Genomic DNA, 13,778 nt, shown 5'->3' with positions numbered 1-13,778 from the left:
CCGGACGGCACGTGGGCGGGCTGACGGGGTGCCGTCACGGCGCGCTGGTGGTGGTTGGATGACCCCGTGAATGATCCGCAGAAGTCAGTGGTCGTCCTCGGGGGCGGACCAGGGGGCTACGAAGCCGCGCTGGTCGCTGCCCAGCTCGGCGCGACGGTCACCGTGGTGGACCGGGACGGTCTCGGGGGAGCGTCCGTGCTCACGGACTGCGTCCCGAGCAAGGCCCTGATCTCGACCTCGGACTTCCTCTCCCGGTTCACCGCTGCCCGGGAGCTCGGGGTGGGGTTCCACGAGGCTCCGGGAGAGACGGCGATGGCCCACATGGCCGACGTCAACGCCCGGATCCTCGACCTGGCTGCTGCCCAGAGCCGCGACATCGGCGAGCGCCTCGCGTCCGACGGGGTGCGGGTGTGCCGTGGCGTGGGGCGGCTCACCGCGCCGGACCTGGTGCACGTCGAGTGCGCCGACGGGACCGAGGAGGACCTCGCCGCCGATGTCGTGCTGGTGGCGACGGGGTCCACCCCCCGCGTGATGGACACCGCGAGGCCGGACGGCGAGCGGATCCTCACCTGGCAACAGATCTATGCGCTGAAGGAGCTGCCCACCAAGCTGATCGTCGTGGGCTCCGGGGTGACCGGCGCCGAGCTCGCGCACGCCTACCTCGGGCTCGGCAGCGAGGTCGTCCTCGTCTCCTCCCGCGACCGGGTCCTGCCCGGTGAGGATGCCGACGCCGCGACCGTGATCGAGAACGTGTTCCGCCGTCGCGGCATGCAGGTCATGAACCGCTCCCGCGCCGCCGGGGTCGAGCGCACCCCCGACGGGGTCACCGTCACCCTCGTCGACGGCCGCACGGTCGACGGGTCGCACGCGCTGCTCGCGGTCGGGTCGATCCCCGCCACGGCGGGACTCGGGCTCGAGGAGGCCGGTGTCGACCTGCGCGAGTCCGGCCACCTGCGCGTCGACCGGGTGTCACGCACCTCGAGGCAGGGCATCTACGCCGCGGGCGACTGCACCGGTGTCGTTCCCCTGGCGTCGGTGGCGGCGATGCAGGGACGGATCGCGATGGCCCACGCCCTCGGTGACGCGGTCGCACCGCTCAACCGGCGGGCCATCAGCGCCAACATCTTCACGGACCCGGAGATCGCGACGGTCGGCTTCTCCCAGAAGGACATCGACGAGGGTGTCGTCGAGGCCCAGGCGGTCATGCTGCCGCTGGCGACGAACCCGCGCGCCAAGATGCAGAACGTCCAGGACGGGTTCGTGAAGCTGTTCGCTCGCACCGGCACCAGCATCGTGGTGGGTGGGGTGGTGGTCTCTCCGCGGGCCTCCGAGCTGATCTTCCCGGTCGCGCTCGCCGTGCAGAACCGGCTGACGGTGGACCAGCTGGCCAGCACCTTCACCATCTACCCGTCGCTGTCCGGCTCCATCGCCGAGGCCGCGCGCAAGCTGCACTCCCTCGAGGAGGACTAGCCACCGACAGGACACAACGCCTGGCTCACCTCTGCAGATCGCACGTCGCGCTGGCACTGGTATGGCGAGTGGCTGCCATACCGGCGTGTCCTCGGCGTGTCGGGGGGTAGCGCCAGCGCGAGCTGCGGTGTGCCGGTGGCCGTGGCTGCACCCGGCAGCGGGCGTCGGCGCGCTGCTCGGGAACGACTGCACGTCAGTCGAGCGCGGGGATCTTTCGCAGCGTCGGGGGGAACGCCGGGTCAGTCGGGGTCGCCGGGCAGCTTTCGTGGATCGGACGGCTCCGGGTGGTTGCGCAACCGTGCCTCGTGCTCGGCATCTTCACGAGCCCAGCGGGCCCGCCTCGAGTCGCGGGCCTTCTTGCGGATCCTTTGCAGCAGCGGCCAGCACACGGCGATCACCAGCACGAGGATCGCGACATTGATCCACGAGAGCCCCTGTTGAGGTTGCTGGCCGGCGGCGGCGAGGGTCATGAGCACCTACCCAGTGTAGGAACAGTGGGGCCGGCGGTGCGGCGTCAGTCCTTGATGTCTGCGATGACGGCGCCGTTGGTCACGGTCTCGCCGACGGAGGCGGTCAGGCCCGAGATGGTGCCGGCCTTGTGCGCGTTGATCGGCTGCTCCATCTTCATCGCCTCGAGGACGACCACCAGGTCACCCTGTTCGACGGACTGTCCGTCCTCGACGGCGATCTTGACGATCGTGCCCTGCATGGGGGCGGTCAGCGAGTCGCCGGACGCCTGGGTCCCGCCCTTGGAGCGGCTCGAGCGTCGCGGCGCCCGCTGCCGATTCACCGCTGCGCTCCCTCCAACTGCGCCGAGCGCGAAGCCGCCGGGCAGCACCACCTCGAGCCTCTTGCCACCGACCTCGACGACGACCCGCTGGCGCTCCTCGTCCTGGTCCGGCGAGTCGGCGACCGGCCCGGCATACGGCTCGATCGTGTTGTCGAACTCGGTCTCGATCCACCGGGTGTGCGTCGAGAAGGGCTGCTCCGCGTCGGCGGGGGCGAAGGCCTCGTCCGAGACGACGGCGCGGTGGAAGGGCAACACCGTGGGCATGCCCTCGACGACGAACTCGTCCAGCGCCCGGCGAGAGCGCTCGAGCGCCTCGGTGCGGTCACGGCCCGTGACGATGAGCTTGGCCAGCATCGAATCGAAGGCGCCCGAGATGACGTCGCCGGCCTCGACGCCCGAGTCGAGGCGCACGCCCGGGCCCGAGGGGGGACGGAAGACGGAGACGACGCCGGGTGCCGGCAGGAACCCTCGCCCCGGGTCCTCGCCGTTGATGCGGAACTCGAAGCTGTGCCCGATCGGTTCGGGGTCGTCGTAGCCGAGCGGCTCACCGTTCGCGACGCGGAACTGCTCACGTACCAGGTCGACCCCGGTCACCTCCTCGGTGACGGGGTGCTCGACCTGCAGGCGGGTGTTGACCTCGAGGAACGAGATCGTGCCGTCCTGGCCCACGAGGAACTCACAGGTGCCGGCCCCCACGTAGCCGGCCTCGGACAGGATCGCCTTCGACGCCCGCACCAGCTCGGCGTGCTGCTCGTCCGACAGGAACGGCGCGGGCGCCTCCTCGACCAGCTTCTGGTGCCGTCGCTGCAGCGAGCAATCGCGGGTGGAGACGACCACCACGTTGCCGTGCGTGTCGGCCAGGCACTGGGTCTCGACGTGCCGCGGCTTGTCCAGGTAGCGCTCGACGAAGCACTCGCCGCGGCCGAACGCCGCCACCGCCTCACGGACCGCGGAGTCGTAGAGCTCGGGCACCTCCTCGAGGGTGCGGGCGACCTTGAGGCCACGGCCGCCGCCACCGAAGGCGGCCTTGATGGCGATGGGCAGGCCGTGTTCCTCGGCGAAGGCGACGACCTCGTCGGAGCCCGAGACTGGGTCGGCGGTGCCGGGCACCAGGGGAGCGTTGGCCTTGGCAGCGATGTGCCGGGCCTGCACCTTGTCGCCGAGGGCGTCGATCGCCTCGGGCGGAGGGCCGATCCAGACCAGCCCGGCCTCGATCACCGCCCGCGCGAACGATGCGTTCTCGGAGAGGAACCCGTAACCGGGGTGCACCGCGTCGGCGCCGGCGCGCCGGGCGATGTCGAGCAGCTTCTCCTGCACCAGGTAGGAGTCGGCCGGGGTCGTGCCGCCCAGCGCGTAGGCCTCGTCGGCGACCTTGACGTGCAGCGCGTCGCGGTCCGGGTCGGCATACACCGCAACGGAAGCAAGGCCGCTGTCCTTGCACGCGCGGGCGATGCGGACGGCGATCTCGCCGCGGTTGGCGATGAGGACAGTGCTGATGGGCGCCATGGTGTCGGAGCCTAGCGCCTCCCGCGGGAGCCACCGGTCGTGGTCTCCGCGGCCCGGGTCCCACGGTTGCGGGGCACACCCTAGGGGCTGGCCGGCTCCAGCGCGCTCAGGTCTCGCCGGCAGCGCCGCTCGAGCTCGTCCAGCTCCTGCAGCGAGTCCTCGATGTCGCGCCTGCGTTGCTCGAGGTCCCGGCGACGGTCGGTGATCTGGCCGAGCAGGTAGGCGAGCTGGCCCTGCTCACCCGGCGGCTCGTCATACATGTTGACGATCCTGCTGATCTCCTCGAGGGGGAACCCGAGGCGCCTGCCGCGCAGGACCAGGGCGAGCCGGGTGCGGTCTCGGCGGTGGTAGACGCGCCGGGTGCCGCGCCGCTCCGGCGAGATCAGGCCGAGCTCCTCGTAGTGGCGGACCGTGCGGTGGGTGACCCCGAACTCCTGCGCCACCTCGGCGATCGTCCACTCCCGCGCGGGCTCGTCGGGCAGCGCGTCGGTGGGGGCGGTCGTCCGGCTTGTCATGGCGCTATCCTTGCCTTACGTTGACGTCAACGTCAACCGTTCCGAGAGACTGCGTCCTCCAGAAAGGCCCACCATGTTCGAGCTCTCCCAGGACCACGAGGACTTCCGCAGGCTGGTCCGCGAGTTCGCCGAGGCCGAGATCGCCCCGCACATCGCCGACTGGGACCGCAAGCACTACTTCCCGACCGAGCTGGTCCCCAAGATGGGCGAGCTCGGGCTCTTCGGGCTGGTCGCGCCGGAGGAGTATGGCGGCGCCGGACTCGCCGAGGGTGCGTTCACCTACCAGTGCCTCGCCATCGAGGAGCTCGGCCGGGTCGACCAGTCGATCGGCATCACCCTCTCGGCCGGCGTGGGCCTCGGCATCAACCCGATCCTCACCTACGGCTCGGCGGAGCAGAAGCAGCAGTGGCTGCCCGACCTCGTCGCCGGTCGTGCGCTCGCCGGATTCGGGCTGACCGAGCCGGAGGCCGGCTCCGACGCCGCCGCGACCAGGACGCGCGCCCGGTTGGACGGCGACGAGTGGGTGATCAACGGGGCCAAGGCCTTCATCACCAACTCCGGCACCGACATCACGTCCGTGGTCACCGTCACCGCGAAGACGGGCGAGAACGTGGACGGGTCGCCGCAGCTGAGCGCCATCATGGTGCCGGCCGGGACGCCCGGGTTCACGGTCGAGCCGGGCTACGAAAAGCTCGGCTGGCACGTGTCCGACACCCACGGGCTGAGCTTCGACGACTGCCGCGTGCCGGCCGCAAACCTCCTGGGCGAGCAGGGATCCGGCTTCAGGCAGTTCCTCAAGACCCTCGATGACGGCCGCATCGCGATCAGCGCGCTCGCGGTCGGCCTGGCGCAGGCGTGCCTCGAGGCGACGACCGACTATGCGGGAAGCCGGATCGCGTTCGGCAAGCCGATCGGGGCCAACCAGGGGGTTGCCTTCCCGCTCGCGGACCTGGCCGTGATGGTCGAGGCGTCGCGGCTGCTGACCTACAAGGCGGCGTGGCTCAAGGACGAGCTCACCGCCGGTCGCCGCTCGGTGCGGGAGGTCAAGCAGGCGGCCGCGATCTGCAAGGTCTACTCCACCGAGGCGGCCGTGACCGCGACCCGCATCGCCACCCAGGTCTTCGGCGGCAACGGTTTCATGGAGGAGTTCCCGGTGGCGCGGTTCTACCGTGATGCGAAGATCCTCGAGATCGGTGAGGGCACGAGCGAGGTCCAGCGCATGGTCATCGCCCGTGGCCTCGGACTGCCCCAAGCGTGAGCTGCGCATGAACTCCACCTGGTCACGACAGGAGACGTCGGTATGACGAGTCACCCCACCTCCCGATCCGCTTCGGGGCCCGCGCCGTTCTCCGGACCGACGCAGGGTGGTGACCCGAAGGTCGCGGACGTGCGGGCCCGGCTCACCGCGGCGCACCTGGCGTCCGAGACGCTCACCGACAAGGCCCGCGCCAAGCTCGACGCGCAGGGCAAGCTCTACGTCCGGGACCGGATCGCGCTGCTCTTCGACGAGGGCTCGTTCGTCGAGGACGGCCGCTTCGCCAACGCCATGGCGTCCGGGCTGCCTGCCGACGGTGTGGTGACCGGGCGGGGGACGGTCGACGGCCGACCGGCGATCGTCGTGGCCAACGACCCGACCGTCAAGGCCGGTTCGTGGGGTGCTCGCACGGTTGAGAAGATCATCCGCGCCACCGAGGCGGCGCTGCGCGAGGAGCTGCCGGTCTTCTGGTTCATCGACTCCGCCGGCGCGCGCATCACCGACCAGGTCCAGCTCTTCCCGGGCCGCCGGGGCGCCGGGCGGATCTTCCACAACCAGGTGGCGCTGTCGGGCAAGGTGCCCCAGATCTGTTGTCTCTTCGGGCCGTCCGCGGCCGGGGGTGCCTACATCCCCGCCTTCACCGACCTGGTGATCATGGTCGACGGAAACGCGTCGATGTACCTCGGCAGTCCGCGGATGGCCGAGATGGTGGTGGGCGAGAAGGTCTCGCTCGAGGACATGGGCGGCGCCCGCATGCACTGCTCGGTCTCCGGATGCGGTGACCTGCTGGCGGAGGACGACACCGAGGCGGTCGAGCTCGCCAGGCTCTACTTCTCCTACGTGCCGTCGAACTGGCGGGGTGCCCCTCCGTCATACGTGCCCGAGGAGCCGGCCCAGGAGCTGACTCCGACCACGGTGCCCGAGCGGGAGAGCACACCGTTCGACGTCCACGAGGTGATCGACGGGCTGGTGGACGCCGACTCGTTCTTCGAGATCAAACCGCTGTTCGCCCCCGAGCTGGTCGTCGGCTTCGGGCGGATGGCCGGGGAGACCGTCGGCCTCGTCGCCAACAACTCGGCGGTCAAGGGAGGTGTGCTGTTCACCGACAGCGCCGACAAGGCCGCCCGCTTCATCTGGTTGTGTGACGCGTTCAACATCCCGCTCATCTACCTCGCCGACGTGCCTGGTTTCATGATCGGCTCGGAGGTCGAGCGCGGCGGCATCATCCGGCACGGCGCGAAGATGGTCACCGCGGTCTCCGAGGCGACGGTGCCGCAGTTCTGCGTCGTGGTGCGGAAGGCCTACGGCGCCGGGCTCTACGCGATGGCCGGGCCGGGCTTCGGTCCGGACGCGACGCTGGCACTGCCGACCGCCCGCATCGCGGTGATGGGTCCCGAGGCGGCCGTCAACGCCGTGTATGCCAACAAGATCAACGCGATCGAGGACCCGGCGGAGCGCGAGCAGTTCATCCAGGACAAGCGCGCCGAGTACGAACAGGACGTCGACCTCGAGCGGCTCCTCTCCGACCTGGTGCTCGACGGTGTCGTGGAGGCCGACGCGCTCCGTGGCGAGCTGCTGCACCGGCTGCGCTACGCCGCGCGCCGCGACCGCGGCTTCAGCGAGCGTCGTCGCGGCGTGCCCCCGGTCTGACCCACACCGACGGCCTCAGGCGTCGGAGCGCAGGGCTTGCGCCCAGTGGTCCTGAAGGGCCCGGCTGCCCCTGGTGGTGAGCGAGAGCCAGACGCCTCGGCGCCGGGCGATCGTGCCGCGGCTCGTGGTCACCAGGCCCGCGCGGGAGAGCATCGCCACCTGCCTCGACAGCACCGAGCCGGAGACCTCGACGGCGTCACGGACGAACGCGAAGTCGGCCCGGTCCACCCCGGCGAGCGTGGCCAGGATGCGTCGGCGCAGCGGCGAGTCGAGCACCAGCTCGAGCTCGCGAGTAGGTCGGTGGTCATGCTGTTCGCGTCGTTCTGTCGTCGTCATGCCTGTCCCTCGAGTAGACCGCGTGCGGTGCGGGGGCCGGAGCGGCACTTCGACGCTAGGCAAGCACGACGGTGTCGGTCAACGGAATAACCGCGAGCTGGGCCGTCCGCGCAAGACATCCATGGCGGCGGACCCCGCTGCGAGCCGGTGGCTGAGCCGGACGGTCACTATCTGGACCACTCATCACGGAAAGGGCGAGGGTTCCTAACCTCCGGTTATGCCTTCATCCGTCCCCACCGCGCCGGCGATCCCGGCGGGTGAGCCCCTCGTCATCCGATCCGCTGCCGACGTCGCCCGTGCCGTCGCGCACCACGCCACGCCGCGCCGGGGTGCGGCGATGGTGGTGCTGCTCGCGTTCGGCGGTGTCTTCATGGACGCCTACGACTTCTCCTCGATCGCGTTCGGGATCACCGAGATCAAGCGGCAGTTCGGGCTGAGCGGCACCATGACGGGAGTCGTCAACGCCGCCATCATGGTGGGCGCAGCCCTCGGCGCGCTGTCCGGCGGCGTGCTGGTCGACCGGATCGGTCGCTACCGGCTGTTCATGGCCGACATGGTGTTCTTCGTCGTCGCAGCGATCGGCTGCGCGCTGGCGCCGGACGTCTGGACCCTCATCGTCTTCCGCTTCCTGATGGGCATCGGGGTCGGGCTGGACATGCCGGTCGCCATGGCGTTCCTCGCCGAGTTCTCCTCGTTGCGCGGACGGGGCAACCGCAGCCAGCGGGTGAACGGCTGGTCCCCGGCCTGGTACGCGGCCACCGGGTTCGGCTACCTGGTGGTGCTGGTGCTGTTTCTCGCCCTGCCCGATTCCAGCCAGGCGCACCTGTGGCGCTACGTCGTCGGCTTCGGCGCAGTGCCCGCTCTCGTGGTGCTGGTCGTCCGGCGGCGCTACCTCAAGGAGTCACCGCAGTGGCTGGCCGGGCAGGGCGACCTGCGTGGCGCCGCCGACATCCTGCGCAGCACCTACGGCATCGACGCCGAGCTGGCGCCGGACGTCGCCGCGACCAGCTCCCGCCCGTCGCTGCGGTCCCGCCGCGCAGCGCTCACCAGGCTGTGGTCGCCGCAGTACCGTGTGCGGACCCTGGCCGCGCTCGCCATCGCGGTGTTCTCCACGTTCGGCTACAACGCGGTGGCCTACGGCACCCCGCTGATCATCGCGAACCTCTTCCACCAGGGCGAGCTGACCACGATCGTGTCGTCGCTGGTGATCAACATCGGCTTCGGCGTGGTGGGCGGTCTGCTCGGGGTCGCCCTGGTGAGCCGGGCCGGCGCCCGCTCACTGACGCTGGTCGGGTTCGGGTTGCAGACGGCCTCGCTGGTGGTGCTGGCGGTGATCGGTGTCCCGACCGGCGCCGTGCTCGGCATCGCCGTGATCATGCTCGCCGTCTTCATCTTCGCGCAGGCCGGCGGGCCGGGCGCGACCCAGATGGCCTACGCGACGCTCAGCTACCCCACGAGCCTGCGCGGCACCGGCGTCGGCTTCACCGAGGGCACCAAGCGGCTCTTCTCGGTCGTGTCCCTGTTCTTCTTCCCGATCCTCGCCACGTCCATGGGCTCCGGGGTCTTCTGGCTGATCGCGATCTTCCCGCTGCTCGGTTTCCTGTCGCTGGCCGTGATCCGGTGGGACCCCACCGGGGTCGACACGGACGCAGAGGACTTCGCAGGCAGCGAGCGCCTCGAGCCGGCCCGCTGAGCGCGATCGCGGCCGCTGTCGCACCGATGAGCGCGGCCGCGGCCGGCTGTCGCACGGCTCCTGCCCAGCCCTTCGCCGGCGCCGGCGGTCCTGTTCCGGGCCACCGGCACCCCCAGGGGCCGGTCACGCGTCGGGAGGGCCGACCAGCTCGAACCAGCCGACCCCGACGTCCCTCAACAGGTCGCGCAGCAAGGGCAGGCTGAGCCCGACCACCGTGTGGTGGTCTCCCTCGATGCTGGCGACGAACGCCCCGCCGAGACCGTCGATGGTGAACGCCCCTGCCACGCGCAAGGGTTCACCGGTTGCGACATACGCCTCGATCTCCGCGTCGGACAGGTCGGCGAAGTGCACGGTCGTGGAGCTCACCGCGCCGATGGTGGCGCCGGTGCCACCATCGGCCGGGTCACGGTCGTCCACCAGCCAGTGGCCGCTGTGCAGGACGCCGGACCGCCCCCGCATCCGCCGCCACCGAGCGACGGCTTCCGCACTGTCCGTGGGCTTGCCGTGCGCCTCACCGTCGAGCTCGAGCACCGAGTCGCAGCCGAGCACGAGCGCGTCCGCCGGCGCGTCGGCGGGGCCCCCGTCGGTGGCGAGCACGTGGGCCACCGCCTCGCACTTCGCGCGAGCCAGCAGCAGCGCGACGTCCTCGGGGGCCAGCCTCCCGTTCACGGCGGTGGCCTCCGCGACGGCCGCGTCCTCGTCCACGTGGGAGACGAGCACGTATGGCGTGATGCCGGCAGCCGTGAGCGTCTCCCGTCGCGCGGGGGAGGCAGAGGCGAGGACGAGCGGGATCGGCGCGGGCACCCCGCGAGATTAGCGCCCAGCGGTGCCGGGTGCGCGTGCAGAGTCCGCGGGTTCGCGGAGTTGGTCCGGTGGGGCCCGTCAGCCGGTGATCTGGTCCACGAAGCACCAGCGCCACGCCTCGCCCGGCTCGAAGCTGCGGATGACGGGGTGACCGGTGTCGTGGTAGTGGCGCCGGGCGTGCTGGCCCTCCGACGAGTCGCAGCAGCCCACGTTGCCGCAGGCGAGGCACAACCGCAGGTGCACGGTGCGGGTGCCCTCGCGCTCACAGTCCGGGCAGCCGTGCGGGGTCTTCGGGGTCACGTGCAGATCGGCGTGGCGCAGGTGTTCGCACCCGCCTTGGTCCAGCCCCGACCGCAGGGTCGCGTCGTTGAGGTCCCGGGTGCGCGCGTCGAGCCGGTCCAGCATCGACTCCTCCAGGTCGAGCGCGGCCATCACGTGGCTGAGCACCTCGTGGTCCGCGGTGCCCGAGTCGCGGATCTCCAGGACGGAGGCCCGCTCGGCCTGCAGCATCTCGAGGCGGAGCCGGCGGTAGGACTCGCCCGGCGTCTCCTCGCCGCTGTCGCCGCCCAGACGCTCCCAGACGACGTTGGTGCGTCGCTGGGAACGCTCCCGCAGCGTGCGCACCGTGTCGGTGTCGACGCCCTCCTGCAGGTCGTCGAGGACGGCCAGTCCCGCGGCGACTGCGGTCTGCAGCACGGTGGCCTCCTGGAGCGCGTCCTCGCGGGGGTCCGGGCCGTGGACGTTCAGCCGTCGGGCGAGCCAGGGCAGCGTCGAACCCTGCAACAACAGCGTTCCCGCGGTGACGACCATCGCGATCAGCACGAGGACCTCGCGGTGCTCGGTCTCGCTCGGCAGGATGAAGGCGGCGGCCAGGGTGACCACGCCCCGCATCCCCGCCCACGCGACGATGGCGGAGTGGGTCCACGGCGTGCGCTCCCCCTGCTCGGAGTGCTCGTGCAGCACGAGGCCACGCAGCGGGAAGACCCAGATCGGCCGCAGCAGGATGGTGGCCGCAAGGACGCCCGCGCTGGCCACGGCGATGGTGCTCCACGGCACGGGTGAGCTGCCGACATCGGTGAGGATCGTGCGCATCTGGAGTCCGATGAGCAAGAAGACGGCGTTCTCCAGCAGAAACTGGACGGTGGTCCAGTTGATCCCTGCCGCGAGCCGCGCCGAGGCGCTCTGGATGCGAGTGGCCTGGTGGGCCAGCACCAGCCCCGCGACCACGACGGCGAGGACGCCGGACGCGTGGATGTGCTCAGCAGGCAGGTAGGCCACGAACGGGGTGACGAAGGACAACGCGGTGTCAGTGGCAGTGTGCGTGATCCGCTTGCGGATCACGCCCATGATCCCGGCGGTCACCAGACCGACCGCCAACCCGCCGAACGCCGAGAGGAGGAAGTGTCCGAGGACCGGCCAGAGGCTGAAGGAACCGCCGATCGCGGCGATCGCCGTCCGCACGAGCACCAGGGCGGTCGCGTCGTTGACCAGCGACTCTCCCTCGAGCACGGTGACGATGCGACGGGGCAGACCGATCCGCCGGGCGATGCTGGTGGCGGCGACGGCATCCGGCGGAGCCACGACCGCTCCGAGTGCGAACGCCGCGCTGAAGGGCACCGGCAGCAGCCACCACGCCACCAGCCCGACACCGGCGGCGGTGAAGATCACCAGGCCCACGGAGAGGAATCCGATGGCGGACTTGTTGCTCCGGAAGTCGACGAGCGAGCTCTGCATCGCGGCGGCATACAGCAGCGGCGGCAGCAGCCCCACCAGGACGAGTTCGGGGCTGAGGGGCACCGTGGGCAGGAACGGCATGAAGGACGCCAGGATCCCGATCACGATCAGCAGCAGCGGCGCGGGCAGCTCGAAGCGGCGGGCGACCGCCGCGAAGACGAGGATCGTGGCGGTGAGCGACACGAGCAGCAGTGCGACGTCCACGCGGTGATCCTGTCAGACCGCGGGCGAGGTTCGGGACGCGACGACGACAGCGGCGAGGGTGGAGCGGAGCGATGCGGACTGTCAGCTGGTTCGGTCGAAACCCAGGACGGCCGTGCGCAGCGCGTCCAGCCCGACGCCGCCCACGTCCAGCGCGCGCCGGTGGAAGGCCTTGATGTCGAAGGCGTCGCCCTCGCGCTGACGGACCTCGTCGCGCAGCCCCAGCCACAGCCGCTCGCCGATCTTGTAGGAGGGCGCCTGACCCGGCCAGCCGAGGTAGCGGTCGAGCTCGAACCGCAGGAAGCCCTCGGCCATGTTGGCGTGGGCGGTGAGGAACTCCCACGCCTTGTCGTAGGTCCACGCGCCGCCGCCCACCGACTCCGGTGCCTCGAACCCGCAGTGGAATCCGATGTCCAGCACCACACGGGCCGCGCGGAGGGACTGGCCGTCCAGCAGGCCCATCCGGTCGCCCGGGTCGTCCATGTAGCCCAGCTCGGACATCAACCGCTCGGCATACAGGGCCCAGCCCTCGCCGTGGCCGGAGGTCCACGCCATCAGCCGACGCCAGCGGTTGAGGGTCTCGCTGCGGAACACCGTCTGGCCCACCTGCAGGTGGTGGCCGGGCACGCCTTCGTGGTAGACGGTCGTCAGCTCGCGCCAGGTCCCGAACTCCTCCACCCCCTTGGGCACCGACCACCACATCCGCCCGGGACGGCTGAAGTCCTCGCTCGGCCCGGTGTAGTAGATGCCGCCCGTCTGGGTGGGCGCGATGCGGCACTCGATGGCCCGGACGGGGTCGGGGATGTCGAAGTGGCTGCCGGCGAGCGCTTCGATGGCACCGTCGGCCTTCTCCTGCATCCACCGCTGCAACTCCTCGGTGCCGTGCAGCTGGTAGCGAACGTCGGCGTCGAGCAGCTCGACTGCCTCCTTGACGGTGGCGCCGGGCCGGATCCGCTCCGCCACGGTGACCATCTCCGCGGTGATGCGGGCGAGCTCCTCCTGACCCCAGGCGTAGGTCTCCTCCAGGTCGACCTCCGTCCCGAGGAAGGCACGAGAGAAGAGCTGGTAGCGCTCGCGCCCACAGGCGTCCGACTCCGGCGCCTGGTCGAGGAACTCGGTGCGCAACGTGTCCGCGAGGGTGGAGTAGGCCGAAGCGGCCTCGTGCACGGCGGCCTCGAGGTCGGCGGCCACCCCCGCGCCAAGGTCTCGGTCGCCACCGCTGGCCCCCTTCACGAGGGACGCGAAGTAGCCGTCCTCCGAGGTGAACTCGAGACACTGCTTGATGCAGGCCTGCACCTGTCGTCGCGGGCTGACGTCGCCGCGCGAGGCGGCCAGGCGCAGGGAGGTCACCCACTGGTCGAGCGCCGTGGGCACCTTGGCCATGCGCGATGCGATGACCGACCATTGCTCGTCGGTGTCGGTCGGCATGAGGTCGAAGATGCCGCGCACGTCCTGCAGGGGCGAGGCGATGACATTCAGGGACATCTCGTCGAGCCCCGCCGCGTACTCCTCCTCCGCCAGCTCGAGCCGTTCGGTCATGGCGGCGAGAGTGGTCCGGTCGACGTCGTCGACGGGCTCCGAGGCCGCCAGCTGCTCGAGGGTCCCGCGACGCAGCTCGGAGTGGCGCGCGTAGCCATCTGGCGAGAAGTCGTCCAGATCCTCGTCGTGCCCCGGGATGCCGAGGTAGGTCGCGCCGATCGGGCTGAGGTCGACCGACGCGTCCACAAAGGCGTCCGCGATGCCGTCGATCGCGGTGGCGGGACGTGCGGTGCCGGGTGAGGTGTCAGGGGTCACAGGCAGAAGGTACCCGGCGACCGCGGCCAC

General features: G+C 70.9%; 11 protein-coding genes. 4 read left to right on the top strand and 7 right to left on the bottom strand.

The window, feature by feature from the left end; all coding sequences use genetic code 11:
• Nucleotides 1–66 precede the first annotated feature (66 nt).
• The gene (locus tag FCN22_RS15430; protein ID WP_137122453.1) at nt 67–1,470 is read left to right on the top strand and encodes an NAD(P)H-quinone dehydrogenase; all 1,404 of its coding nucleotides are present in this window, start codon (nt 67–69) and stop codon (nt 1,468–1,470) included.
• 239 nt (nt 1,471–1,709) lie between these two features.
• Here the strand turns inward: FCN22_RS15430 and FCN22_RS15425 are convergent, their stop codons facing one another.
• The 3 genes from FCN22_RS15425 to FCN22_RS15415 all read right to left on the bottom strand — a co-directional run bounded on the left by FCN22_RS15425 (nt 1,710) and on the right by FCN22_RS15415 (nt 4,281).
• A complete protein-coding gene (locus FCN22_RS15425; protein ID WP_137122452.1) occupies nt 1,710–1,946 on the bottom strand; it encodes a hypothetical protein in 237 nt (78 codons plus the stop codon).
• A gap of 38 nt (nt 1,947–1,984) precedes the next feature.
• Entirely contained in the window at nt 1,985–3,766 is a 1,782-nt protein-coding gene (locus tag FCN22_RS15420) for an acetyl/propionyl/methylcrotonyl-CoA carboxylase subunit alpha (protein WP_137122451.1), read from the bottom strand.
• Between the two features lie 80 nt (nt 3,767–3,846).
• On the bottom strand, nt 3,847–4,281 hold the full coding sequence (locus tag FCN22_RS15415) for a MerR family transcriptional regulator (RefSeq protein WP_137122450.1): 435 nt from the start codon (nt 4,279–4,281) through the stop codon (nt 3,847–3,849).
• A gap of 73 nt (nt 4,282–4,354) precedes the next feature.
• Between FCN22_RS15415 and FCN22_RS15410 the strand changes: the two genes are divergently transcribed.
• Together FCN22_RS15410 and FCN22_RS15405 are read left to right on the top strand one after the other, a co-directional pair.
• On the top strand, nt 4,355–5,539 hold the full coding sequence (locus tag FCN22_RS15410; RefSeq protein ID WP_137122449.1) for an acyl-CoA dehydrogenase family protein: 1,185 nt from the start codon (nt 4,355–4,357) through the stop codon (nt 5,537–5,539).
• A 42-nt stretch (nt 5,540–5,581) separates the two neighbouring features.
• Entirely contained in the window at nt 5,582–7,186 is a 1,605-nt protein-coding gene (locus tag FCN22_RS15405) for an acyl-CoA carboxylase subunit beta (RefSeq protein WP_137122448.1), read from the top strand.
• A gap of 15 nt (nt 7,187–7,201) precedes the next feature.
• Here FCN22_RS15405 and FCN22_RS15400 read toward each other — a convergent pair whose 3' ends face one another.
• Nucleotides 7,202–7,522, bottom strand: coding sequence for a MarR family winged helix-turn-helix transcriptional regulator (locus FCN22_RS15400; protein ID WP_137122447.1), 321 nt, complete (start codon nt 7,520–7,522; stop codon nt 7,202–7,204).
• Between the two features lie 217 nt (nt 7,523–7,739).
• Here FCN22_RS15400 and FCN22_RS15395 point away from each other — a divergent pair, with 217 nt between their 5' ends.
• Nucleotides 7,740–9,215, top strand: coding sequence for an MFS transporter (locus tag FCN22_RS15395; RefSeq protein ID WP_137122446.1), 1,476 nt, complete (start codon nt 7,740–7,742; stop codon nt 9,213–9,215).
• A 123-nt stretch (nt 9,216–9,338) separates the two neighbouring features.
• Here FCN22_RS15395 and FCN22_RS15390 read toward each other — a convergent pair whose 3' ends face one another.
• The 3 genes from FCN22_RS15390 to FCN22_RS15380 form a co-directional block, all read right to left on the bottom strand.
• A complete protein-coding gene (locus FCN22_RS15390; protein WP_137122445.1) occupies nt 9,339–10,019 on the bottom strand; it encodes a Maf family protein in 681 nt (226 codons plus the stop codon).
• A gap of 78 nt (nt 10,020–10,097) precedes the next feature.
• On the bottom strand, nt 10,098–11,957 hold the full coding sequence (locus FCN22_RS15385; protein ID WP_137122444.1) for a Na+/H+ antiporter: 1,860 nt from the start codon (nt 11,955–11,957) through the stop codon (nt 10,098–10,100).
• Nucleotides 11,958–12,038: 81 nt separating this feature from the next.
• Complete coding sequence (locus FCN22_RS15380) at nt 12,039–13,748, bottom strand: DUF885 domain-containing protein (protein WP_137122443.1); 1,710 nt, start codon at nt 13,746–13,748, stop codon at nt 12,039–12,041.
• Nucleotides 13,749–13,778 lie beyond the last annotated feature (30 nt).

It is taken from the genome of Segeticoccus rhizosphaerae (assembly GCF_005222685.1).
GTDB classification, from domain to species: domain Bacteria; phylum Actinomycetota; class Actinomycetes; order Actinomycetales; family Dermatophilaceae; genus Segeticoccus; species Segeticoccus rhizosphaerae.
This window is presented reverse-complemented; position numbering and strand designations above follow the sequence as displayed.

What these genes read in the sequence shown, in the direction of transcription:
- FCN22_RS15420 (WP_137122451.1), bottom strand. Translation starts at nt 3,766, where the DNA reads ATGGCGCCCATCAGCACTGTCCTCATCGCCAACCGCGGCGAGATCGCC.
- FCN22_RS15415 (WP_137122450.1), bottom strand. Translation starts at nt 4,281, where the DNA reads ATGACAAGCCGGACGACCGCCCCCACCGACGCGCTGCCCGACGAGCCC.
- FCN22_RS15410 (WP_137122449.1), top strand. Translation starts at nt 4,355, where the DNA reads ATGTTCGAGCTCTCCCAGGACCACGAGGACTTCCGCAGGCTGGTCCGC.
- FCN22_RS15405 (WP_137122448.1), top strand. Translation starts at nt 5,582, where the DNA reads ATGACGAGTCACCCCACCTCCCGATCCGCTTCGGGGCCCGCGCCGTTC.
- FCN22_RS15400 (WP_137122447.1), bottom strand. Translation starts at nt 7,522, where the DNA reads ATGACGACGACAGAACGACGCGAACAGCATGACCACCGACCTACTCGC.
- FCN22_RS15395 (WP_137122446.1), top strand. Translation starts at nt 7,740, where the DNA reads ATGCCTTCATCCGTCCCCACCGCGCCGGCGATCCCGGCGGGTGAGCCC.